This is a genomic window from Pseudomonas massiliensis (assembly GCF_000826105.1).
Lineage (GTDB): Bacteria > Pseudomonadota > Gammaproteobacteria > Pseudomonadales > Pseudomonadaceae > Aquipseudomonas > Aquipseudomonas massiliensis.
On the sequence record NZ_CCYK01000003.1, the window covers coordinates 141377 to 162123 of the forward strand.

The 20747-nt window shown below is 62.6% G+C and carries 17 protein-coding genes and 2 tRNA genes; 16 read left to right on the forward strand and 3 right to left on the reverse strand.

What is annotated here, in order from left to right; all coding sequences use genetic code 11:
- Positions 1-6 precede the first annotated feature (6 nt).
- On the reverse strand, positions 7-315 hold the full coding sequence (yhbY, locus tag BN1188_RS01245) for a ribosome assembly RNA-binding protein YhbY (protein ID WP_040259353.1): 309 nt from the start codon (positions 313-315) through the stop codon (positions 7-9).
- A gap of 104 nt (positions 316-419) precedes the next feature.
- Between yhbY and rlmE the strand changes: the two genes are divergently transcribed.
- From rlmE to BN1188_RS01325, 16 genes are all read left to right on the forward strand, one after another.
- Complete coding sequence (rlmE, locus tag BN1188_RS01250) at positions 420-1040, forward strand: 23S rRNA (uridine(2552)-2'-O)-methyltransferase RlmE (RefSeq protein ID WP_040259354.1); 621 nt, start codon at positions 420-422, stop codon at positions 1038-1040.
- Between the two features lie 218 nt (positions 1041-1258).
- Positions 1259-3166, forward strand: a complete 1908-nt coding sequence (ftsH, locus tag BN1188_RS01255; protein ID WP_040259355.1) for an ATP-dependent zinc metalloprotease FtsH — start codon at positions 1259-1261, stop codon at positions 3164-3166.
- Between the two features lie 8 nt (positions 3167-3174).
- On the forward strand, positions 3175-4026 hold the full coding sequence (gene folP / locus BN1188_RS01260; protein WP_040259356.1) for a dihydropteroate synthase: 852 nt from the start codon (positions 3175-3177) through the stop codon (positions 4024-4026).
- A 17-nt stretch (positions 4027-4043) separates the two neighbouring features.
- A complete protein-coding gene (gene glmM / locus BN1188_RS01265; RefSeq protein WP_040259357.1) occupies positions 4044-5381 on the forward strand; it encodes a phosphoglucosamine mutase in 1338 nt (445 codons plus the stop codon).
- A gap of 75 nt (positions 5382-5456) precedes the next feature.
- Complete coding sequence (gene tpiA / locus BN1188_RS01270; RefSeq protein ID WP_040259358.1) at positions 5457-6212, forward strand: triose-phosphate isomerase; 756 nt, start codon at positions 5457-5459, stop codon at positions 6210-6212.
- Positions 6213-6216: 4 nt separating this feature from the next.
- Positions 6217-6600: a preprotein translocase subunit SecG gene (gene secG / locus BN1188_RS01275; protein ID WP_040259359.1), complete on the forward strand. Its 384-nt coding sequence runs from the start codon at positions 6217-6219 to the stop codon at positions 6598-6600.
- A gap of 18 nt (positions 6601-6618) precedes the next feature.
- Positions 6619-6704, forward strand: a tRNA-Leu gene (locus tag BN1188_RS01280).
- A 94-nt stretch (positions 6705-6798) separates the two neighbouring features.
- Positions 6799-6875 (forward strand) — tRNA-Met (locus BN1188_RS01285).
- 129 nt (positions 6876-7004) lie between these two features.
- Positions 7005-7463 carry a ribosome maturation factor RimP gene (gene rimP / locus BN1188_RS01290; RefSeq protein WP_040259413.1) on the forward strand — a complete coding sequence of 153 codons (459 nt, stop codon included), beginning with the start codon at positions 7005-7007 and terminating at the stop codon, positions 7461-7463.
- Between the two features lie 60 nt (positions 7464-7523).
- A complete protein-coding gene (gene nusA, locus BN1188_RS01295) occupies positions 7524-9005 on the forward strand; it encodes a transcription termination factor NusA (protein ID WP_040259360.1) in 1482 nt (493 codons plus the stop codon).
- 26 nt (positions 9006-9031) lie between these two features.
- Positions 9032-11563: a translation initiation factor IF-2 gene (infB, locus tag BN1188_RS01300; RefSeq protein ID WP_040259361.1), complete on the forward strand. Its 2532-nt coding sequence runs from the start codon at positions 9032-9034 to the stop codon at positions 11561-11563.
- Positions 11564-11686: 123 nt separating this feature from the next.
- Positions 11687-12094, forward strand: coding sequence for a 30S ribosome-binding factor RbfA (gene rbfA / locus BN1188_RS01305; RefSeq protein ID WP_040259362.1), 408 nt, complete (start codon positions 11687-11689; stop codon positions 12092-12094).
- A gap of 2 nt (positions 12095-12096) precedes the next feature.
- Positions 12097-13014 (forward strand): tRNA pseudouridine(55) synthase TruB, encoded by a 918-nt coding sequence (gene truB, locus BN1188_RS01310; RefSeq protein WP_040259363.1) that lies wholly within the window; start codon positions 12097-12099, stop codon positions 13012-13014.
- A gap of 109 nt (positions 13015-13123) precedes the next feature.
- Positions 13124-13393 carry a 30S ribosomal protein S15 gene (gene rpsO / locus BN1188_RS01315; protein ID WP_040259364.1) on the forward strand — a complete coding sequence of 90 codons (270 nt, stop codon included), beginning with the start codon at positions 13124-13126 and terminating at the stop codon, positions 13391-13393.
- A gap of 230 nt (positions 13394-13623) precedes the next feature.
- Positions 13624-15732: a polyribonucleotide nucleotidyltransferase gene (gene pnp, locus BN1188_RS01320; protein WP_040259365.1), complete on the forward strand. Its 2109-nt coding sequence runs from the start codon at positions 13624-13626 to the stop codon at positions 15730-15732.
- 259 nt (positions 15733-15991) lie between these two features.
- The gene (locus tag BN1188_RS01325; RefSeq protein WP_040259366.1) at positions 15992-16348 is read left to right on the forward strand and encodes a BON domain-containing protein; all 357 of its coding nucleotides are present in this window, start codon (positions 15992-15994) and stop codon (positions 16346-16348) included.
- A gap of 160 nt (positions 16349-16508) precedes the next feature.
- Here BN1188_RS01325 and BN1188_RS01330 read toward each other — a convergent pair whose 3' ends face one another.
- The gene (locus BN1188_RS01330) at positions 16509-19397 is read right to left on the reverse strand and encodes a DUF748 domain-containing protein (protein ID WP_040259414.1); all 2889 of its coding nucleotides are present in this window, start codon (positions 19395-19397) and stop codon (positions 16509-16511) included.
- A gap of 150 nt (positions 19398-19547) precedes the next feature.
- A complete protein-coding gene (locus tag BN1188_RS01335) occupies positions 19548-20729 on the reverse strand; it encodes an acetyl-CoA C-acetyltransferase (protein WP_040259367.1) in 1182 nt (393 codons plus the stop codon).
- Positions 20730-20747: the final 18 nt, after the last annotated feature.

Sequence of the window (20747 nt, forward strand, 5' to 3'; positions counted from 1 at the left end):
GTCGGATCAGTGGAACCGATGGATGTTCGACAGCTGCTTGTTCGGCTGTGGATTGCGGCGGTAGATCAGGGCCATCTTGCCGATGACCTGGACCAGCTCCGCGCGCCCCGCCTGGCACAGGCCGGTGATGGCCTCCAGGCGTTCTTCCCGGTCGAGGATGTTCACCTTGACCTTGATCAGCTCGTGGTCGGCCAGGGCACGCTCCAGTTCGGCCGCCACACCCTCGCTGACGCCATTCTCGGCTACGATCAAGACCGGCTTGAGATGGTGACCAATGGATTTGTATTGCTTCTTCTGCTCTGTATTGAGCGGCATAATCTGACCCTTTGATTGAAACCGTATAAAACGGCGGCCATTTTACCCGAGCGCCCGGTATTAAGCCCAGCGACACGCAACGCCGCCCTACCCAGAGGTGCCCAGTGGCCCGTTCCAAGACAAGCCATAACTGGCTTAAAGAACATTTCAACGACCCCTACGTGAAAATGGCGCAGAAGGATGGCTACCGTTCTCGCGCCAGCTACAAGCTGCTGGAGATCCAGGAAAAGGACAAGCTCATCCGCCCCGGCATGTCGGTGATCGACCTCGGTGCCGCGCCGGGGGGCTGGTCGCAGGTGACCAGTCGGCTGATCGGCGGCCAGGGCCGGCTGATCGCGTCGGACATCCTGGAAATGGACAGCATTCCCGACGTGACCTTCATCCAGGGGGACTTCACCCAGGACGCCGTGCTCGCGCAGATCCTCGAAGCGGTCGGTGGCAGCGAGGTGGACCTTGTTATTTCAGACATGGCCCCCAATATGAGTGGACTGAGCGCGGTGGACATGCCCCGGGCCATGTTCCTGTGCGAACTCGCCCTGGACCTGGCCGGCCGGGTACTCAAGCCAGGCGGGGATTTTCTGATCAAGATCTTCCAGGGCGAGGGTTTCGACACCTACCTCAAGACCGTTCGGCAGATGTTCGACAAGGTACAGATGCGCAAGCCCCTGTCCTCCCGGGATCGCTCTCGCGAGCAATACCTTCTCGCGCGCGGGTTCAAGGGCTGAAGGCTACACTGAAGCAGCCTCACGGCAGCCGATAGCTTTTTTCAAATGGTGGCTGCGATGAAGCATAAGCGAGTATTACGCAGTCAAAAGTTTCACAAAGCGTTACAAGCGGCGTCTGCGCATGCCTAGGTTGTGTAGTAAGTTAGGCCGATGGACATCATACGAAGCCTGGCGCTGGGTCTTAGGGATCGGCTTCAGAGGGTAGCGAATTGAACGATATGGCAAAGAATCTCATCCTGTGGCTGATCATCGCCGCCGTTCTCGTGACGGTGATGAACAATTTCTCCAGCCCCAACGAGCCGCAAACCCTCAACTATTCGGACTTCATCCAGCAGGTGAAGGACGGCAAGATCGAGCGCGTGCAGGTCGACGGCTACGTGATCACCGGCAAGCGAAACGACGGCGACAACTTCAAGACCATCCGCCCGGCGATACAGGACAACGGCCTGATCGGCGACCTGGTGGACAACAAGGTGGTGATCGAGGGCAAGCAGCCCGAGCAGCAGAGCATCTGGACTCAGCTGCTGGTCGCCAGCTTCCCGATCCTCGTGATCATCGCCGTGTTCATGTTCTTCATGCGGCAGATGCAGGGCGGCGCCGGCGGCAAGGGTGGGCCCATGAGCTTCGGCAAGAGCAAGGCGCGACTGCTGTCCGAGGACCAGGTCAAGACTACCCTGGCCGACGTCGCCGGCTGCGACGAAGCCAAGGAAGAAGTGGGCGAACTGGTCGAATTCCTGCGCGACCCGGGCAAGTTCCAGCGCCTGGGTGGTCGCATCCCCCGCGGCGTGCTGATGGTCGGCCCGCCCGGTACCGGCAAGACGCTGCTGGCCAAGGCCATCGCTGGCGAGGCGAAGGTACCGTTCTTCACCATTTCCGGTTCGGACTTCGTCGAAATGTTCGTGGGTGTCGGCGCCAGCCGCGTCCGTGACATGTTCGAGCAGGCCAAGAAGCACGCCCCCTGCATCATCTTCATCGATGAAATCGACGCTGTTGGCCGCCACCGTGGCGCTGGCATGGGCGGTGGCCACGACGAGCGTGAGCAAACCCTCAACCAGTTGCTGGTGGAGATGGACGGCTTCGAAATGAACGACGGCATCATCGTGATCGCCGCCACCAACCGCCCTGACGTGCTGGACCCGGCCCTGCTGCGTCCGGGCCGCTTCGACCGCCAGGTCGTGGTGGGGCTGCCGGACATTCGTGGCCGCGAGCAGATCCTCAAGGTACACATGCGCAAGGTGCCGGTGAGCGAAGACGTGAACGCCGCGGTCATCGCCCGTGGTACTCCCGGCTTTTCGGGCGCCGACCTGGCCAACCTGGTCAACGAGGCTTCCCTGTTCGCCGCCCGCGCCGGCAAGCGTATCGTCGAGATGCGCGAGTTCGAGCTGGCCAAGGACAAGATCATGATGGGTGCCGAGCGCAAGACCATGGTCATGTCGGACAAGGAGAAGCGCAACACCGCTTACCACGAAGCCGGCCATGCCATCGTCGGTCGCATCGTTCCGGAACATGATCCGGTTTACAAGGTGTCCATCATTCCTCGCGGCCGCGCCCTGGGCGTGACCATGTTCCTGCCGGAAGAGGATCGCTACAGCCTGTCCAAGCGCGCCCTGGTCAGCCAGATCTGCTCGCTCTACGGCGGCCGCATCGCCGAGGAGATGACCCTGGGCTTCGATGGCGTGACCACGGGTGCGTCCAACGACATCATGCGCGCCAGCCAGATCGCCCGGAACATGGTCACCAAGTGGGGCCTGTCCGAGAAGATGGGGCCGCTGATGTATGCCGAGGAAGAGGGCGAAGTGTTCCTGGGCCGCGGCGGCAGCTCGCAGAACGGCAGTGTGTCTGGCGAAACCGCGAAGATGATCGATTCGGAAGTTCGCAGTATCATCGATCACTGCTACTCCACGGCCAAGCAGATCCTGGCGGACAATCGCGACAAGCTCGACGCCATGGCCGATGCGCTGATGAAGTACGAGACCATCGACGCGGACCAGATCGAAGACATCATGGCCGGGCGGCCGGTGCGTGAACCACGGGACTGGACCGGCGGTTCCGGCTCCTCGGGTACCACGGCCAAGGGCAGTGAGCGCCCACAGGCGCCAATCGGTGGCCCTGCCGCTCAACACTAAGGCCTCACATGAGTTCCACGCTGCACTCGACCCGGTTGCCTTGCGGCAACCGGGTTCTTGATTTATCCCATACCCATGTCATGGGTATCCTCAATGTAACCCCGGACTCTTTCTCCGACGGCGGCCGCTTCAAGGGTGTCGAGCGCGCGCTCGCGCACGCCAGGAACATGGTCGCGGCAGGCGCAAGCCTGATCGACGTCGGTGGAGAGTCGACGCGCCCAGGTGCGCTGCCCGTATCCGAGCAGGAAGAGCTCGATCGCGTCTGCCCGGTGGTGGAAGCCATCGCCGCCGAGCTGGATGTGATCATTTCCGTGGATACTTCCACGCCCGTAGTCATTCGACAGAGCGCTGCGCTGGGCATGGGCCTGGTCAATGATGTGCGCTCCCTGCGCCGTCCCGGTGCCCTGGAGGCCGCTGCCGATACTCAGGCCGCGGTATGCCTGATGCATATGCAGGGCGAACCCGGCAACATGCAGGACAATCCTCACTACACCGATTTGGTCGGCGAAGTGGCCGATTTCCTCGCCGAGCGCATGCGCGCCTGTCAGAATGCGGGCATTGATGCATCACGCATCGTACTGGACCCCGGCTTTGGCTTCGCCAAGACCCACGACCACAACCTGAGCCTGTTCAAGCGGCTCGAGGCGCTGGACGCCCTGGGACGGCCCTTGCTGGTGGGCGTGTCGCGCAAGAGTATCGTCGGCCAGGCCCTCGGCAAGCCCGTGGACCAGCGCCTGGCGGGCAGCCTGGCACTGGCGGCCTTGGCCACGCTCAAGGGCGCGCGCATCCTGCGCGTGCATGACGTGGCCGAGACGGTGGATGTGGTGCGTATGATCGCGGCAGTCAGCGCGGCGCAATAAGAACGAACGGAGCACCTATGAGCAAAAAATATTTCGGCACCGACGGTATTCGGGGCCGTGTGGGTCAATACCCCATTACCCCGGACTTCATGCTCAAGCTCGGCTGGGCGGCTGGCATGGCCTTCCGCAAGCTTGGCGCCTGCCGCGTGCTGGTAGGCAAGGACACTCGCATTTCCGGCTACATGTTCGAATCCGCGCTGGAGGCCGGTCTGTCGGCCGCCGGGGCGGACGTGATGCTGCTGGGCCCGATGCCCACGCCTGCCATCGCCTATCTGACGCGAACCTTCCATGCCGAGGCGGGCATCGTGATCAGCGCCTCCCACAACCCGCACCACGACAATGGCATCAAGTTCTTTTCGGGTCAGGGCACCAAGCTGCCTGACGAAATCGAGCTGATGATCGAAGAACTCATGGACCAGCCCATGACCGTGGCCGAGTCCGGCAACCTGGGCAAGGTATCGCGGATCAACGACGCGGCCGGCCGGTATATCGAATTCTGCAAGAGCAGCGTGCCCACCAGCACCGACTTCGCTGGCCTCAAGCTGGTGGTGGACTGCGCCCATGGGGCTACCTACAAGGTCGCGCCCAATGTCTTCCGCGAGCTTGGCGCCCAGGTCACCGCCATCTCGGTGCAGCCGGACGGCCTCAACATCAATGAAAACTGTGGCTCGACTCACATGGAGGCGCTCCAGGCCGCTGTGCTGCTGGGGCATGCCGACATGGGCATCGCCTTCGACGGCGACGGCGATCGCGTGCTGATGGTCGACCATACCGGTGCCATCGTCGATGGTGACGAGCTGCTGTTCATTATCGCCCGCGACCTGAAGGAGCGCGGCCGCCTCGAAGGCGGCGTGGTCGGGACCCTGATGAGCAATCTGGGCCTGGAACTGGCCTTGCGCGACCTGGACATTCCCTTCAGTCGCGCCAAGGTCGGCGACCGCTACGTAATCGCTGACATGGCCGAGCGTGGCTGGCCATTGGGGGGCGAGAATTCCGGCCACATCGTATGCTCCCAACACACCACCACCGGCGACGCGATCATCGCCGCGCTGCAGGTGCTGCTGGCCCTCAAGCGTCGCGGTGAGACCCTGGCCCAAGCCCGGCACGGCCTGCGCAAGTGCCCGCAGATACTGATCAATGTTCGCTTCGACGGTGGTCAGGACCCTGTCAGTCATCCCTCGGTGGAGCAGGCCTGCCAGCGGGTCACCGATGCCATGGGCGGCCGCGGCCGGGTGTTGCTGCGCAAGTCCGGCACCGAGCCGCTGGTGCGGGTCATGGTCGAGGGAGACGAAGAAGCCCAGGTGCGCCGCTACGCGGAAGAGCTCGCCGGGGTGGTGGAAGAAGTTTGTGCGTGATTGCCGCTTCGAAGGCTTGCCACCGAATGCGCTTATGGGTAACATCTGCGCCCACTTTGACCGACGGGGTAAAGCATGCGTCGCTTGATGGTAGCTGGTAACTGGAAAATGCACGGTACCCGCTCCAGCGTTGCGGAGCTGCTCAAGGGGTTGAAAAGTCAGGAGTTTTCAGCGACAGTAGAGGTCGCGGTCTTTCCGGCTTTCCTTCACATCAGCGAAGCGGTCGAGGCATTGCGGGGCTCCGGTATCGCGGTAGGTGCGCAGGATCTCGCTACTCAGTCGGCGCCAGGCGCGCTTACGGGTGAGGTCGCGGCAAGCCAGCTGATGGATGCAGGCTGCTCATTGGTGCTCATAGGGCATTCGGAGCGTCGGCAGGTCATCGGCGAGGATGAAAGCGTCCTCGTGGCGAAGTTCAAGGCTGCGCAGGAAGTGGGGCTGGTGCCCGTGCTCTGCGTGGGCGAAACCTTGGCGGAGCGCGAGGCCGAGCGAACCCTGGAAGTCGTGGGGTCGCAGCTCGACAGCATCATCGACGCGCTGGGTGTGGAAGTCTTCACCCGTGCGGTCATCGCTTACGAACCGGTCTGGGCGATTGGTACAGGTTTGACGGCAACGCCAGAGCAGGCGCAGGACGTGCATAAAGCTATCCGCGACAAGCTGGCAGCCAGGAATGCCGAGGTTGCACAAGGCGTGCGGCTTTTGTACGGCGGCAGCGTAAAGGCGGCCAACGCGGCTGATCTGTTCCGTATGCCGGATATCGACGGGGGCCTCATTGGTGGTGCCGCCCTGAATGCAGATGAGTTCGGTGCGATCTGTCGCGCCGCGGGAAGCTGACAAGATGCTGGAAAACGTCGTAGTAGTGTTTCATCTGCTGGGTGCGCTCGGGGTTGTTGTCCTCGTGCTGCTGCAGCAGGGGAAAGGTGCCGAAGCAGGCGCATCTTTCGGCGCAGGGGCTTCAAATACTGTGTTCGGAAGCCAAGGTTCTGCTACCTTTCTGAGTAAGTTTACTGGTATACTCGCTGCATGTTTCTTCTTGACCAGCTTGGGGTTAGGATACTTTGCTAAGCAAAAGGCTCATGAACTGAGTCAGGCAGGGCTTCCGAATCCAGCGGTACTCGAAGTTCCACAGCAAAAACCGGCAACAGATGATGTTCCGGTGCTCCAAGAGCAAAAAAGCGGTTCGAACACCAATGATGTTCCTCCGGCTCAAGAGCAGAAGTAACAGGGTTTCAAAAGTTTTGCCGAGGTGGTGGAATTGGTAGACACGCAACCTTGAGGTGGTTGTGCCCATAGGGTGTAGGGGTTCGAGTCCCCTTCTCGGTACCATATACAAGAAGCCCGCACTTTGCGGGCTTTCTTGTTCCAGGGCTGTCGATTGACCGTTCAAGGCTGAAGCCTTATACTTTCGGGCCAGCTATGTCGCGGGGTGGAGCAGTCTGGTAGCTCGTCGGGCTCATAACCCGAAGGTCGTTGGTTCAAATCCAGCCCCCGCAACCAGTATTCAGCGGAGCCCCTGTTCAGGGGCTTTTTGTTAGCTGATCAGCACATGCGCCGCTTCCAGGCGGTGTTTCCAGTGTGGGCGTTTCGCCCATTTTTTATTTGCACAGCATGCACGAGGGGGTTCAGGTGTCGAGCAAGCTAGAACAGTTGCAGGCCTTACTGGCCCCAGTGGTCGAGGCGCTTGGCTATCAGTGCTGGGGAATCGAGTACATTTCCCAGGGTCGTCATTCGCTGCTCCGTATTTATATCGATAAGGAAGGCGGCGTATTGGTGGACGATTGCGAGATCGTCAGCCGTCAGGTGAGTGGGGTGCTCGATGTGGAAGACCCGATCGCCGTTGAATATACGCTGGAAGTTTCCTCTCCAGGCATGGACCGGCCGCTGTTCACGCTGGAGCAATTCGCGGCCCATGCTGGCGAACAAGTGAAGATCAAGTTGCGTATCCCCTTCGAAGGGCGGCGCAATTTCCAAGGCCTGCTTCGCGGCGTGGAAGAACAGGATGTGGTGGTCCAGGTCGATGACCATGAATTCTTGTTGCCTATCGACTCGATCGACAAGGCACATATTATTCCCAGTTTTGACTGAGACGTTTCGGATTTCGCCTCAAGGGCGAATCCAGAAGGCTTGCGAAAGGCGAGGCGTACGATGAGTAAAGAAGTACTGCTGGTTGTTGAATCGGTATCCAATGAAAAGGGTGTACCGGCGGGTGTAATATTTGAAGCGTTGGAGATCGCCCTGGCTACCGCGACCAAGAAGCGGTTCGAGGACGAAGTAGACCTGCGTGTGGAGATCAACCGTCACACTGGCAGCTACGAAACCTTCCGCCGCTGGACCGTCGTCGAGGACGAGGATTTCGACGATCCGGCCATCCAGCTGGCCGTCGACCAGGCGCAGGCACGCAAGCCTGACGCGGTCGCCGGTGAAATCATCGAAGAAAAGATCGACTCCATCGAGTTCGGTCGCATCGCCGCGCAAACCGCCAAGCAAGTCATCGTGCAGAAAGTGCGCGAGGCCGAGCGTGCCCAGGTGGTCGATGCCTACCGCGAGAAGGTGGGCGAGATCATCTCCGGCACCGTGAAGAAGGTCACCCGCGACAACGTCATCGTGGACCTGGGCAACAATGCCGAGGCCCTGCTGGCGCGCGAAGACATCATCTCCCGGGAAACCTTCCGGGTGGGCGTGCGGGTTCGCGCGCTGCTCAAGGAAATCCGTAGCGAGAACCGCGGCCCTCAGCTGATTCTCTCGCGCACCGCGCCGGAAATGCTTATCGAGCTGTTCCGCATCGAAGTGCCGGAAATCGCCGAAGGGCTGATCGAAGTCATGGGCGCTTCCCGCGACCCGGGCTCTCGCGCCAAGATCGCCGTTCGCTCCAAGGATAAACGCATCGACCCGCAAGGCGCCTGCATCGGCATGCGCGGCTCGCGTGTCCAGGCGGTCTCGGGCGAACTGGGCGGTGAGCGCGTGGATATCGTCCTCTGGGACGACAATCCGGCGCAATTCGTCATCAATGCCATGTCGCCTGCTGAAGTGGCGGCGATCATCGTTGATGAAGATGCCCATGCCATGGACATCGCCGTCGCGGCAGACAACCTCGCCCAGGCCATCGGCCGCGGCGGGCAGAACGTTCGCCTGGCCAGCCAGCTGACCGGGTGGACGCTCAATGTCATGACCGAGTCGGACATCCAGGCCAAGCAACAGGCCGAAACCGGCGACATCCTGCGCAACTTCGTCGAGCAACTGGAAGTGGACGAGGAGCTGGCCCAGGTTCTGGTGGACGAAGGTTTTACCAGCCTGGAAGAAATCGCCTACGTGCCTTTGGAAGAAATGCTCAACATCGATGGGTTCGATGAGGAGATCGTCAATGAGCTTCGTGCCCGGGCCAAGGACCGCCTGCTGACCGCAGCCATCGCCTCCGAGGAAAAACTCGCGGACGCCCAACCGGCGGACGACCTGCTTTCCCTCGACGGCATGGATGCGGATCTTGCGAAGGAATTGGCAGTTCGCGGTGTCATCAACCGCGAAGACCTGGCCGAGCAGTCGATTGACGATTTGCTCGACATCGACGGCATCGACCAAGAGCGTGCCGGCAAGTTGATCATGGCCGCCCGAGCCCATTGGTTCGAGTAAGTGGCGCGGCCTGAGGAGAGAAGTGCATGACGCAAGTCACGGTGAAAGAACTGGCCCAAGAGGTCGCCGCACCGGTGGAGCGCCTGTTGCAACAGATGCGTGAGGCGGGATTGCCGCATACCGACGCTGGCCAGGTTGTGACCGATACCGAAAAACAAGCGCTGTTGGCGCACCTGAAAAGCAGTCACAAGGCAAAAGTGGAAGAACCCCGCAAGATTACCCTGCAGCGCAAAACCACCAGCACGTTGCGTGTTGCTGGCAGCAAGACCATTAGTGTCGAAGTGCGCAAGAAGAAAACCTTCGTCAAGCAAAGCCCCGAAGAGATCGAAGCCGCGCAGCGTCGTGAGCTCGAAGAACGCCGCGCTGCCGAAAACGCCGCTCGGGAAAAGGCCGAGGAGCAGGCTCGCGCCCGCGCCGAGGAAGAAGCCCGCAAGGCACCGCCCGTGGTCGAGGCCGCCAAGCCCGCGCCTGTCGAGGCGCCGGAGCCTGCGCCCGTTGCCGCGCCACGCGCCGCTGAAAACCGTGGCGCCGTCGAGCGCCCGGCCGTGCCTACCCAGACCGTGGAAGTGCGCAAGCGTGAAGACGCCCGCCGTCCCGACAAAGCCCGTGCCGGTGGCGATGACGATCGTCGTGGCGAGCGCAAGGGCCAGCCGCACCGCGCTACCGTCAAGGAAAAGGCGCCCACGCCGCGCGCCGCGCCGCGCACCACGGACGAAGAGAGCGATGGCTTCCGCCGCGGTGGCCGTGGCAAGTCCAAGCTCAAGAAACGCAACATGCATGGCTTCCAGAGCCCGACCGGGCCGGTGGTCCGTGACGTGGTGATCGGCGAGACCATCACCGTGTCCGACCTGGCCCAGCAGATGTCCGTCAAGGGCGCTGAAGTGGTCAAGTTCATGTTCAAGCTGGGCACGCCGGTCACCATCAACCAGGTACTGGACCAGGATACCGCCCAGCTGGTCGCCGAAGAGCTCGGCCACAAGGTCAAGCTGGTCAGCGACAACGCCCTGGAAGAATCCTTGGCCGAATCGCTGCGCTATGAAGGTGAAACCGTGGCCCGCGCGCCGGTGGTCACTGTCATGGGTCACGTCGACCACGGGAAGACCTCGCTGCTCGACTATATCCGTCGCGCCAAGGTCGCCGCTGGCGAAGCAGGCGGGATCACCCAGCACATCGGTGCCTACCATGTGGAAACCGAGCGTGGCATGGTCACCTTCCTGGATACCCCGGGCCACGCCGCGTTCACCGCGATGCGTGCCCGTGGTGCCAAGGCTACCGACATCGTCATCCTGGTGGTGGCGGCGGATGACGGCGTAATGCCGCAGACCATCGAAGCGGTGCAGCATGCCCAGGCGGCTGGCGTGCCGCTGGTGGTTGCCGTGAACAAGATCGACAAGCCGGGCGCCGACCTGGACCGCATCCGCAGCGAGCTGTCGGTGCATGGCGTGACCTCCGAGGAGTGGGGCGGTGACACGCCTTTCGTCCCGGTATCCGCCAAGATGGGTACCGGCGTCGACGAGCTGCTCGAAGCTGTCCTGCTCCAGGCCGAAGTGCTCGAGCTCAAGGCCAGCCCGGCGGCCCCTGGTCGCGGTGTGGTGGTCGAGTCTCGCCTGGACAAGGGCCGTGGCCCAGTAGCCACCGTGCTGGTACAGGACGGTACCCTGCGTCAGGGCGACATGGTGCTGGTAGGTTCCAACTTCGGCCGCATCCGCGCGATGCTGGACGAAAACGGCAAGCCGGTTAAGGAAGCAGGCCCGTCGATCCCGGTCGAGATCCTCGGCCTGGACGGCACCCCGGACGCCGGTGATGAGCTGAGCGTGGTCGCTGACGAGAAGAAAGCCCGTGAAGTGGCGCTCTTCCGTCAGGGCAAGTTCCGCGAGGTCAAGCTGGCCCGCGCTCACGCTGGCAAGCTCGAGAACATCTTCGAGAGCATGGGCCAGGAAGAGAAGAAAACCCTCAACATCGTGCTCAAGGCCGACGTGCGTGGTTCTCTGGAAGCCTTGCAGGGCGCCCTCGGCGGCCTGGGCAACGAAGAAGTCCAGGTGCGGGTCGTGGCCGGCGGTGTCGGCGGCATCACTGAAAGCGATGCCAACCTGGCGCTGGCCTCCAACGCGGTACTGTTCGGCTTCAACGTGCGTGCCGATGCCGGCGCTCGCAAGATCGTCGAGCAGGAAGGCCTCGACATGCGTTACTACAATGTGATCTACGACATCATCGAAGACGTCAAGAAGGCCCTTACCGGCATGCTTGGCAGCGATGTCCGCGAGAACATTCTGGGTATCGCCGAGGTGCGTGACGTGTTCCGCTCGCCGAAGTTCGGCGCGATCGCCGGCTGCATGGTGATCGAGGGCGTGGTACACCGCAATCGCCCGATCCGCGTACTGCGCGAGGACGTGGTGATCTTCGAGGGCGAACTCGAGTCGCTGCGCCGCTTCAAGGACGACATGTCCGAAGTGCGTGCCGGCATGGAGTGCGGTATTGGCGTCAAGAGCTACAACGACGTCAAGGTCGGTGACAAGATCGAAGTGTTCGAGAAGGTCCAGGTGGCCCGTACGCTCTAAGCTGGTTCAGGCCGGGAGCTTCGCGTTCCCTCATGCAACGCCCGGTTCGGCCTCTCGCCGGGCCGGGCGTTTGCCGCTTTCAAGCCATCCGCGAAGCGGGTGGCCGATACAGGTAGTTCTGCCATGGCAAAAGAATATAGCCGTACCCAACGCATCGGTGACCAGATGCAACGCGAGCTGGCCCAGTTGATCCGTCGTGAGGTCAAGGACCCGCGGGTGGGCCTGGTCACCATCACCGCGGTGGATGTCACCCGCGATCTTGGCCACGCCAAGGTCTATATCACCGTACTCGGGGACGAGAGCCCTGAGCACATCGCCCAGAGCGTCAAGGTGCTCAACGCCGCCGGCGGTTTCCTGCGCGCCCAGCTGGGCCGTGAGATGAAACTGCGCAGCGTGCCCCAGCTGCATTTCCACTACGACGAAAGCGTCGCCCGCGGCGCCCACTTGTCGGCCCTGATCGAGCGCGCCGTTGCCGAAGACAGCCAGCATGCGCCGGCTTCACCCACGGCCAATGACGCGAACGAGGACTGAACGTGGCACAGGTCAAGCGTATCCGTCGTAACGTCAGCGGAATCATCCTGCTGGACAAACCTCAGGGTTTTACCTCCAACGCGGCCTTGCAGAAGGTGCGTTGGCTGCTCAACGCCGAGAAGGCGGGCCACACCGGCAGCCTCGACCCACTGGCCACCGGTGTGTTGCCGCTGTGCTTCGGCGAGGCCACCAAGTTTTCCCAGTACCTGCTCGATTCCGACAAGGGCTACGAGACGGTGATGCAACTGGGGCAGACCACCACCACGGCAGACGCCGAAGGGGAGGTGCTGCAGGAACGTGAAGTGACCGTCGGTCGCGCGGACATCGAGGCGGTGCTTCCGGCGTTTCGCGGCCCTATCCAGCAGGTTCCGCCGATGTATTCGGCGCTCAAGCGCGACGGACAGCCGTTGTACAAGCTGGCCCGGGCGGGGGAAGTAGTGGAGCGTGAGGCGCGTTCTGTTACTATTGGCAGCCTTGAGTTGCTGGCCTTGGAGAACACCCGGGCTACCCTGGCGGTTCAGTGCAGCAAGGGCACCTATATTCGCACACTGGTGGAGGATATCGGCGAGCGGTTGGGTTGCGGCGCGTATGTGGCGCAACTGCGGCGCACCCAGGCCGGGCCTTTCACCCTAGTGCAGACGGTGACTCTGGAGGCGCTCGAGCAGGCCCATGCCGAAGGCGGCAGCGAGGCGCTGGACCGCTTCCTGATGCCCGCTGACAGTGGCCTGCAGGACTGGCCACTGCTTCGGTTCTCCGAGCACAGCGCGTTTTACTGGCTGCATGGCCAGCCGGTTCGCGCTCCCGAGGCCCCCGCGTTCGGGATGGTTCGGGTACAGGATCACAATGGCCGCTTCATCGGTATCGGTGAGGTGAGCGAAGACGGGCGCATTGCGCCACGTAGACTGATTCGGTCTGAATGACCGAACGAGGGTGGCTGTCAGTAGGCGCGGTCATTCCTCTTATTAAACGACAGGGCTGGTCCCTGGCCTATTGGAACCGTTCGCGGTTCCCTGAACTGGAGAATGCCTCATGGCACTTAGCGTTGAAGAAAAAGCTCGTATCGTTGGTGAATATCAGCAAGCTGCTGGCGACACCGGTTCCCCGGAAGTCCAGGTTGCCCTGCTGACCGCCAACATCAACAAGCTGCAGGACCACTTCAAGGCCAACGGTAAAGACCACCACTCCCGTCGTGGCCTGATCCGCATGGTCAACCAGCGTCGCAAGCTGCTGGACTACCTGAAGGGCAAGGACACCACTCGCTACAGCGCCCTGATCGGTCGCCTGGGCCTGCGTCGCTGATAGCGGCCCAGCCAGTGGTGAGCCCGGCACTGGCCATGGGGGCGCTTCCAGCGCTGCCATGGCCGGGGCCGTGCGACTCAATGAGGTTGGCAGCCCGCCCCGCCGAGCCTGTGCTCGGGGGCGGGTTTCCAGCCTCAAGTTTTATCCGGACGTTGAACGGGCCGAATCCCGATAGCGCCCAAGCATTCGTTTCGAAGATTTCCCCCAAGAGCAATGGAAGGTAGGAAGCCGTGAACCCGGTAATCAAGAAGTTTCAGTTCGGTCAATCGACCGTAACCCTGGAAACGGGCCGTATCGCCCGCCAGGCCACCGGCGCCGTACTGGTCACCGTCGACAACGACGTGACCGTGCTGGTGACCGTCGTTGGCGCCAAGCAGGCCGACCCGAGCAAAGGGTTCTTCCCGCTGTCGGTCCACTATCAGGAAAAAACCTACGCCGCGGGCAAGATCCCAGGTGGCTTCTTCAAGCGTGAGGGCCGCCCCTCCGAGAAGGAAACCCTCACCTCGCGTCTGATCGACCGTCCGATCCGCCCGCTTTTCCCTGAAGGCTTCATGAATGAAGTCCAGGTGGTGTGCACCGTGGTGTCCACCAGCAAGAAGACCGATCCGGACATTGCCGCCATGATCGGTACTTCCGCCGCCCTGGCCATCTCCGGTATTCCGTTCGAAGGCCCGATCGGCGCTGCCCGTGTGGCCTTCCATGAGAGCACCGGCTACCTGCTGAACCCGACCTACGAGCAGCTGGCCGCTTCCAGCCTCGACATGGTGGTTGCCGGTACCTCCGACGCCGTGCTGATGGTGGAATCCGAAGCGCGCGAACTGACCGAAGACCAGATGCTGGGCGCGGTTCTGTTCGCCCATGACGAATTCCAGGTCGTGATCCAGGCCGTCAAGGAGCTGGCTGCCGAAGCCGGCAAGCCTACCTGGGAATGGCAGGCGCCAGCGGCCAACACCGAACTGCTCACTGCCGTTCGTGGCCAGTTCGGCGAAGCCATCTCCGACGCCTACACCATCACCCTCAAGGCGGACCGCTACAACCGCCTGGGCCAGCTGCGCGACCAGGCCGTCGCTCACTTCGCCACTGATGCCGAAGGCGCGCCAAGCGCGGCCGAGGTCAAGGAAATCTTCGGCGAGCTGGAATACCGCACCGTTCGCGAGAACATCGTCAACGGCAAGCCACGTATCGACGGCCGTGACACGCGCACCGTGCGCCCGCTGAACATCGAAGTCGGCGTACTGCCCAAGACCCACGGTTCCGCGCTCTTCACCCGCGGCGAAACCCAGGCCCTGGTGGTCGCCACCCTGGGCACCGCGCGCGATGCCCAGCTGCTCGACACCCTCGAAGGCGAGAAGAAAGACGCCTTCATGCTGCACTACAACTTCCCGCCCTTCTCGGTTGGCGAGTGCGGTCGCATGGGCGGCGCCGGCCGTCGTGAGATCGGCCACGGCCGCCTGGCCCGTCGTGGCGTGCAGGCCATGCTGCCGAGCGATTCCGAATTCCCGTATACCATCCGCGTGGTCTCGGAAATCACCGAATCCAACGGCTCAAGCTCCATGGCCTCGGTGTGCGGTGCTTCCCTGGCCCTGATGGACGCCGGCGTGCCGATGAAGGCGCCGGTAGCCGGTATCGCCATGGGCCTGGTCAAGGAAGGCGACAAGTTCGCCGTACTGACCGACATCCTGGGTGACGAAGACCACCTGGGCGACATGGACTTCAAGGTAGCCGGTACCGCCAAGGGCGTGACCGCGCTGCAGATGGACATCAAGATCAACGGCATCACCGAAGAGATCATGGAAATCGCCCTGGGCCAGGCCCTGGAAGCGCGTCTGAACATCCTCGGCCAGATGAACCAGGTGATCGGCCAGTCGCGTTCGGAGCTGTCCGCCAACGCACCGACCATGCTGTCCATGAAGATCGACACCGACAAGATCCGCGACGTGATCGGCAAGGGTGGCGCGACCATCCGTGCGATCTGCGAAGAAACCAAGGCGTCCATCGACATCGAAGACGACGGTTCGATCAAGATCTTCGGCGAAACCAAGGAAGCCGCGGAAGCGGCTCGCCAGCGCGTGCTGGGCATCACCGCCGAAGCCGAGATCGGCAAGGTGTACGTGGGCAAGGTCGAGCGCATCGTGGACTTCGGTGCCTTCGTCAACATCCTGCCTGGCAAGGACGGCCTGGTGCACATCTCCATGCTGAGCGATCAGCGCGTGGAGAAGGTCACCGACGTACTCAAGGAAGGCCAGGAAGTGAAGGTACTGGTCATGGACGTGGACAACCGCGGCCGGATCAAGCTGTCCATCAAGGACGTACCTGCTGCTGAAGCGTCGGGCGTGTAACCTTCGCTTGAGCTTGTGAGAAGCCCCGCCTCGGCGGGGCTTTTTCATGTCTGCGCGGGCGGTTGCTGTACCTGCAACTTGCACGCAAATTTTCGTCACAGGTTGCAGGTTGCACGATGGCCTGAACCCATCATTTATCCTAAGTTGTTGATATCTAAAGGCGACTGCATAAGCGAGGCGTTGGCACGCGAGCTGCAACACTACTGTCACTCGGTAGCTAACTGGCTACGGACTATTCAAAAGAACAGGAGTGACTCCCATGAAAAAATTCGCTATCGCTGCCGCCGCTGCTTCCGTTATGGCGATGGGCCTGACTACTGGCGCCTATGCTGAAACCACCCAGGCCGTACAAGCACCGATGATGCTGGCTGCCGGTGAAGTCACCGAAGCCAAGGAAGTAACCTCCGACACCTGGATCACCACCAAGGTCAAGGCTGACCTGGTTACCGAGAAGGGCATTCCAGGTACCGACATCAAGGTAGAGACCAACAAGGGCGTCGTATCCCTGTCCTCCACCGTTGCCCTGAGTGACGCTCAAAAAGACACTGCTGTTGCGATCACCAAGCGCATCAAAGGCGTGAAAGCCGTATCTGCAGATGGCCTGAAAACCAACTAAGCCGTACGGTTGTTTGAAAAGCCCCGCCTTGGCGGGGCTTTTTCATGCGTCACGGGAAACCATAGAGCGGTCTCAGCTGTAAGTGCGCACGCCCGCAGTCGCCTTCGCGAGCTTCGCCCGCATCCTACAGGGCGCTCGGGTCAGCCTCGCACTGTTGGCTCTACGGAGCGACATCCAAGTGCAGCACGCTCACCACCTGCCCATCGGGCCGGGCGTCGGCCAGGCGGGCATCGATCAGGTAGATCCGGTCATCGGCCAGTTTACCCTGGTTGACCATGAAGTCCTTGATGCTGGTCGCGCGGGCCTGGCCCAGTTGGCGCAGCAAGGTATTGCTGTCGCGCCAGGAGTCGATGACTGCGGCTTGCAGTTTCGCCTGCCGGGCAAGGTCGTCCAGCTGTTGCCACTGCGCCGGCGGCTGTTGCTTGAGCCGGGTGCGGTAGATCCCTTCCAGCAAGGCAGGCTTCTCTTCCTGCGGAACACTGAGCTGGGCCGCCTGGGCAGGGACTTTATCGCCGCGCCGCTGGAGGATCTTGTACCACATGGCCTGGTATTCGCGCTCAAGGCGCTGTGCGGCGATCAGCGGGCCGTCGCTTGCGGCGGCGCTGGCGCCTTCAACTTCCAGGCGCAGCTCCGGCTTCTGGTTGAGCGCCGCCGCGACCTTCAGCAGGTCCGCCTGCGCTCGCGGGTCGAGGTCGCTGCTGCCCGCAGCGAAGCCAATGTTACCCAGCTCCTCGTCGGCGCCTCCGGGCACAAGATTACCCAGCAGGCGGAAGGGCGCCTGGGCGGCACGGACCATCAGGTTACGCAGGGTTTGCCATACCACCGGCATCACGCTGAACTGTGGGTTGTTGAGGTCTCCGGATACGGGCAAGGCGATGGAGATACGCCCGTGGCTGTCCTTGAGCAGGGAAATGGCGAGCTTTATGGGCAGGTTGACCGCATCCGGGCTGTCTACCTTCTCGCCCAGTTCGAGTTGCTCGACCACCACGTTGTTATCCGCTTTCAGCTGACCCTTGCTGATCTGGTAGCGTAGGTCCAGGTCCAGTCGGCCCTTGCGGATGCGGTACCCGGCGAACTTGCCGGAGTAGGGGGTCAGGGTGGTCAGCTCCACGCGCCTGAAGTGGGTAGCGATGTCCAGGCTGCTCAGGGGGTCGAACGGTATGAGGCTGCCTTCGATGGTCACAGGCGCATATTTATCCACCCGGCCTTTGACGTCGACCCGGGCGGCCAGGGGCCTGGAATTGTCCAGGGCACCGATCTTGCCGTTGAGCTGTTGAATGGCGGTCGCAAAGTTTGGCGTGAGGCTGAAGTCCGCGAAGTTGGCGGAGCCGTCGCTGAAGGTCACCCCACCTATGCGCACGGCCAGGGGTTTGCTGGGCGCGGCTTCGGTCGCCGCCGGTGCAACGGGCGGCGTTGCCTTTTGCGGCACCAGCAAGTCATCGATGTTGGTGGTGCGGTCTTCGTTGATCATGAAACGCGCATAGGGCTGGGCAACCGTCACCTGCCGGATGCTCAGCCCGTCGTTGTGGCGGTACGCCAGGCCGTCGAGTTCAAGGCTGGCCCAGCGCACGAAGTCCTGGGACTTGAGGGTATCCAGCGTATGCAACTGGTTCACCGTGGCGTTGCCGGTCACGGCGAACGCCAGCGGCGCCGTGTTGCTCAGGTCAAGGGTGAGATCGCTGTCCAGCATCGCGCTGCGCAGCTCGAGCTTCATGAAGGGCGTGATATAGGGCTGGGCTATGCGAAGGTCGATGTCTTGGGTAGTCACTGCCAACTGGGCGCTGACGGGGCTGAGGCTGAGTTCGCCCTTGGCCTGCAGCCGGCCCTGCTTGCCTACGCCTGTGTCCAGTTCCAGGGTGACCGGCTTAGCATTAACAGTGTCGTACCCGGCCATGCGCAGGTTCAAGGGCGCCAGCTCAAGGCTCACAGGCTCTGCCGTGCTCTTGTCGGCCAGGTGCAGCCGGGCTTCGCTGATCCGGGCCTCACCCAGGCTGACATGCCAGGCAGGCGCGGCCGCTTGCGGCGGGGCAGCCTCCGAAGGTTGGCCAGCGGGCGTGAACAGCCGTTGCCAGTCGATCTCACCATTGGCTTCCCGTGCCGCCCAGCTCTCGAGCTGCTGGGCCTGGACATGTTTCACCGCCAGCTGCCGCTGCGCCAGATCGAACGAGGCGCCACTGGCCTTGAGCGCGGCCAGGCGGAGCAATGGGCGCCCGTCCGGCGCTGCCATGGCGAAGGGCGCGACCGTGACGCTCGCATCATTCACCTGTACCTGCGCCTGACCGGTCAGGTCGATGCGGTAGGACAGTTCCGCGCTGGCCTTGCCTTGCTCCAACTTGAGCGGGGCGGCGGCCTGCACATAGGGCCACCAGGTTTGTAGGGGCGCCTCCTTCAGGGAAAGGTGCCCCTCGGAGGTGAACGGAAACAGTGAAAAGCGTCCTGTCCATATAAGCTTGCCGACCAGGGGGCCGCCGGCGGTCAGCTCCATCTGGGCATCGCCCTTGGGCAGCGTGGTCAGGTGGCGGAGCTGGAAATCCAGCGCGTCGTAGGTGAACTCCACCGGCTCGGTACCGCGTGCGTCGCGGAAATGCACATGGCCGCCGCCGAGGTTCAGCTCATCGAGCGTCAGCGGGAAAGGTGTGCTGTCTTCACCTGCAGGCTGCTCAGGTTCGGGGGAGGGTTTGAAGAGCGAGGCCAGATTCAGTTGGCCGTTCCGGGCAATCAGAACCTGCGCCTGGGGTTGTTGCAGGTCCACGCGTAGCAGGTGTACCTGCCGCCGCCACAGGCTGTCGACCTGTAAATTGGCATACAAGGTGCTGAAAGCCACCTGGGGATCGTTGTCGGCACCGAGCTGCAAGCCATGCAGGGTCAACTCCAAGGTAAAGGGGTTGAAGCTGATCTTGTCCAGGTGGGCTGGGGTCGTAGCCATTGTGGCCAGCTTTTCGTTGGCAATCCGTAGCCCGACCACTGGCACTACCCAGAACCCCAGCGCCGCGTAAAGCGCGACAGCGATCAGTACCCCGGCCCCGATTCGCAGCAACCGTTTGGGCAATAGCTTCGGCATGTCGGCTTCGCTTATTCAGTGAAAGGTGCATTGGAGTGCGTTGGGCGGAGCCGGGTTCCATCAGCGGCCGGGTCGCTGCGAAGCGCCAACGCGCTGTGGGGCTCATGCCCCGGGCCCAGGACCCCGGGGCAATCAGGCTCAGGGACGCTCGATCGCCAGGGCGACCCCCTGGCCGCCGCCGATGCAGAGCGTGGCCAGGCCTTTCCTGACGTCGCGGCGGATCATCTCGTGCAGCAAGGTGACCAGCACCCGGCAACCGGAGGCCCCGATCGGGTGGCCCAGGGCGATGGCGCCGCCGTTCACATTGACTTTGTTCATGTCCCAGCCCAGCTCGCGGGAAACGGCCAGGGCCTGTGCGGCGAAGGCTTCGTTGGCTTCGATCAGGTCGACGTCCTCCAGCGCCCATTTGGCTTTCTCCAGGCAGCGACGGGTGGCGCTGACCGGCGCGATGCCCATGACTGCCGGGTCCACGCCTGCGTTGGCATAGGCGACAATCCTGGCCAGCACCGGCAGGCCCAGGGCGGCGGCCTTTTCCGCGCTCATCAGTATCACCGCGGCGGCGCCATCGTTGAGGGCCGATGCATTGCCGGCGGTAACGGTACCATCCTTTTTGAAGGCTGGCTTGAGCTTGGCCAGGGATTCCACCGTCGTACCCGCGCGGGGCTGCTCGTCATCGAGCACCTGCACCGGCTCACCCTTGCGCTGTGGGACACTGACTGGCGTGATCTCACTGCGAAACCGCTGGGACTCTATCGCCGCGGCGGCCTTGTGCTGGGAGGCCGCGGCGAAGGTGTCCTGGTCCTCGCGGCTGATACCGTATTGCTCTACCAGGTTCTCGGCGGTGATGCCCATGTGGTAGTCGTTGAAGGCGTCCCACAAGCCGTCGCTGATCATGGTATCCACCAGGCTGGCATGGCCCATGCGCAGGCCGGTGCGGGCTCCAGGCAATACGTAGTTGGCCAGGCTCATGCTTTCCTGACCGCCGGCGATAATAACGTCGGCATCGCCGCAGCGAATGGCCTGGGTGCCCAGGTGCAAGGCCTTCAAGCCGGAGCCGCAGACTTTGTTCAGGGTCATGGCCGGTACCGCGACAGGCAGGCCCGCGTGGATCGACGCCTGTCGGGCCGGGTTCTGCCCCGCGCCGGCGGTAAGTACCTGGCCCATGATCACTTCATCGACCTCGGCCGGGTTCAGCCCGGTGGTTTCCAGCAACTGGCGGATGACAGTCGCGCCCAGCTCCACGGCCGGGACGGTTGCCAGGGCCCCTTGGAAACTGCCCACCGGAGTCCGGGTGGCGGCAACGATGACCACGTCTTTCATGCGCTTCGATCCTCTTTG

Excerpts from the sequence above, each read along its gene's own strand:
- yhbY (WP_040259353.1), bottom strand. The coding sequence starts at position 315 with ATGCCGCTCAATACAGAGCAGAAGAAGCAATACAAATCCATTGGTCAC.
- ftsH (WP_040259355.1), top strand. The coding sequence starts at position 1,259 with ATGGCAAAGAATCTCATCCTGTGGCTGATCATCGCCGCCGTTCTCGTG.
- folP (WP_040259356.1), top strand. The coding sequence starts at position 3,175 with ATGAGTTCCACGCTGCACTCGACCCGGTTGCCTTGCGGCAACCGGGTT.
- glmM (WP_040259357.1), top strand. The coding sequence starts at position 4,044 with ATGAGCAAAAAATATTTCGGCACCGACGGTATTCGGGGCCGTGTGGGT.
- tpiA (WP_040259358.1), top strand. The coding sequence starts at position 5,457 with ATGCGTCGCTTGATGGTAGCTGGTAACTGGAAAATGCACGGTACCCGC.
- secG (WP_040259359.1), top strand. The coding sequence starts at position 6,217 with ATGCTGGAAAACGTCGTAGTAGTGTTTCATCTGCTGGGTGCGCTCGGG.
- nusA (WP_040259360.1), top strand. The coding sequence starts at position 7,524 with ATGAGTAAAGAAGTACTGCTGGTTGTTGAATCGGTATCCAATGAAAAG.
- infB (WP_040259361.1), top strand. The coding sequence starts at position 9,032 with ATGACGCAAGTCACGGTGAAAGAACTGGCCCAAGAGGTCGCCGCACCG.
- rbfA (WP_040259362.1), top strand. The coding sequence starts at position 11,687 with ATGGCAAAAGAATATAGCCGTACCCAACGCATCGGTGACCAGATGCAA.
- rpsO (WP_040259364.1), top strand. The coding sequence starts at position 13,124 with ATGGCACTTAGCGTTGAAGAAAAAGCTCGTATCGTTGGTGAATATCAG.
- BN1188_RS01325 (WP_040259366.1), top strand. The coding sequence starts at position 15,992 with ATGAAAAAATTCGCTATCGCTGCCGCCGCTGCTTCCGTTATGGCGATG.
- BN1188_RS01335 (WP_040259367.1), bottom strand. The coding sequence starts at position 20,729 with ATGAAAGACGTGGTCATCGTTGCCGCCACCCGGACTCCGGTGGGCAGT.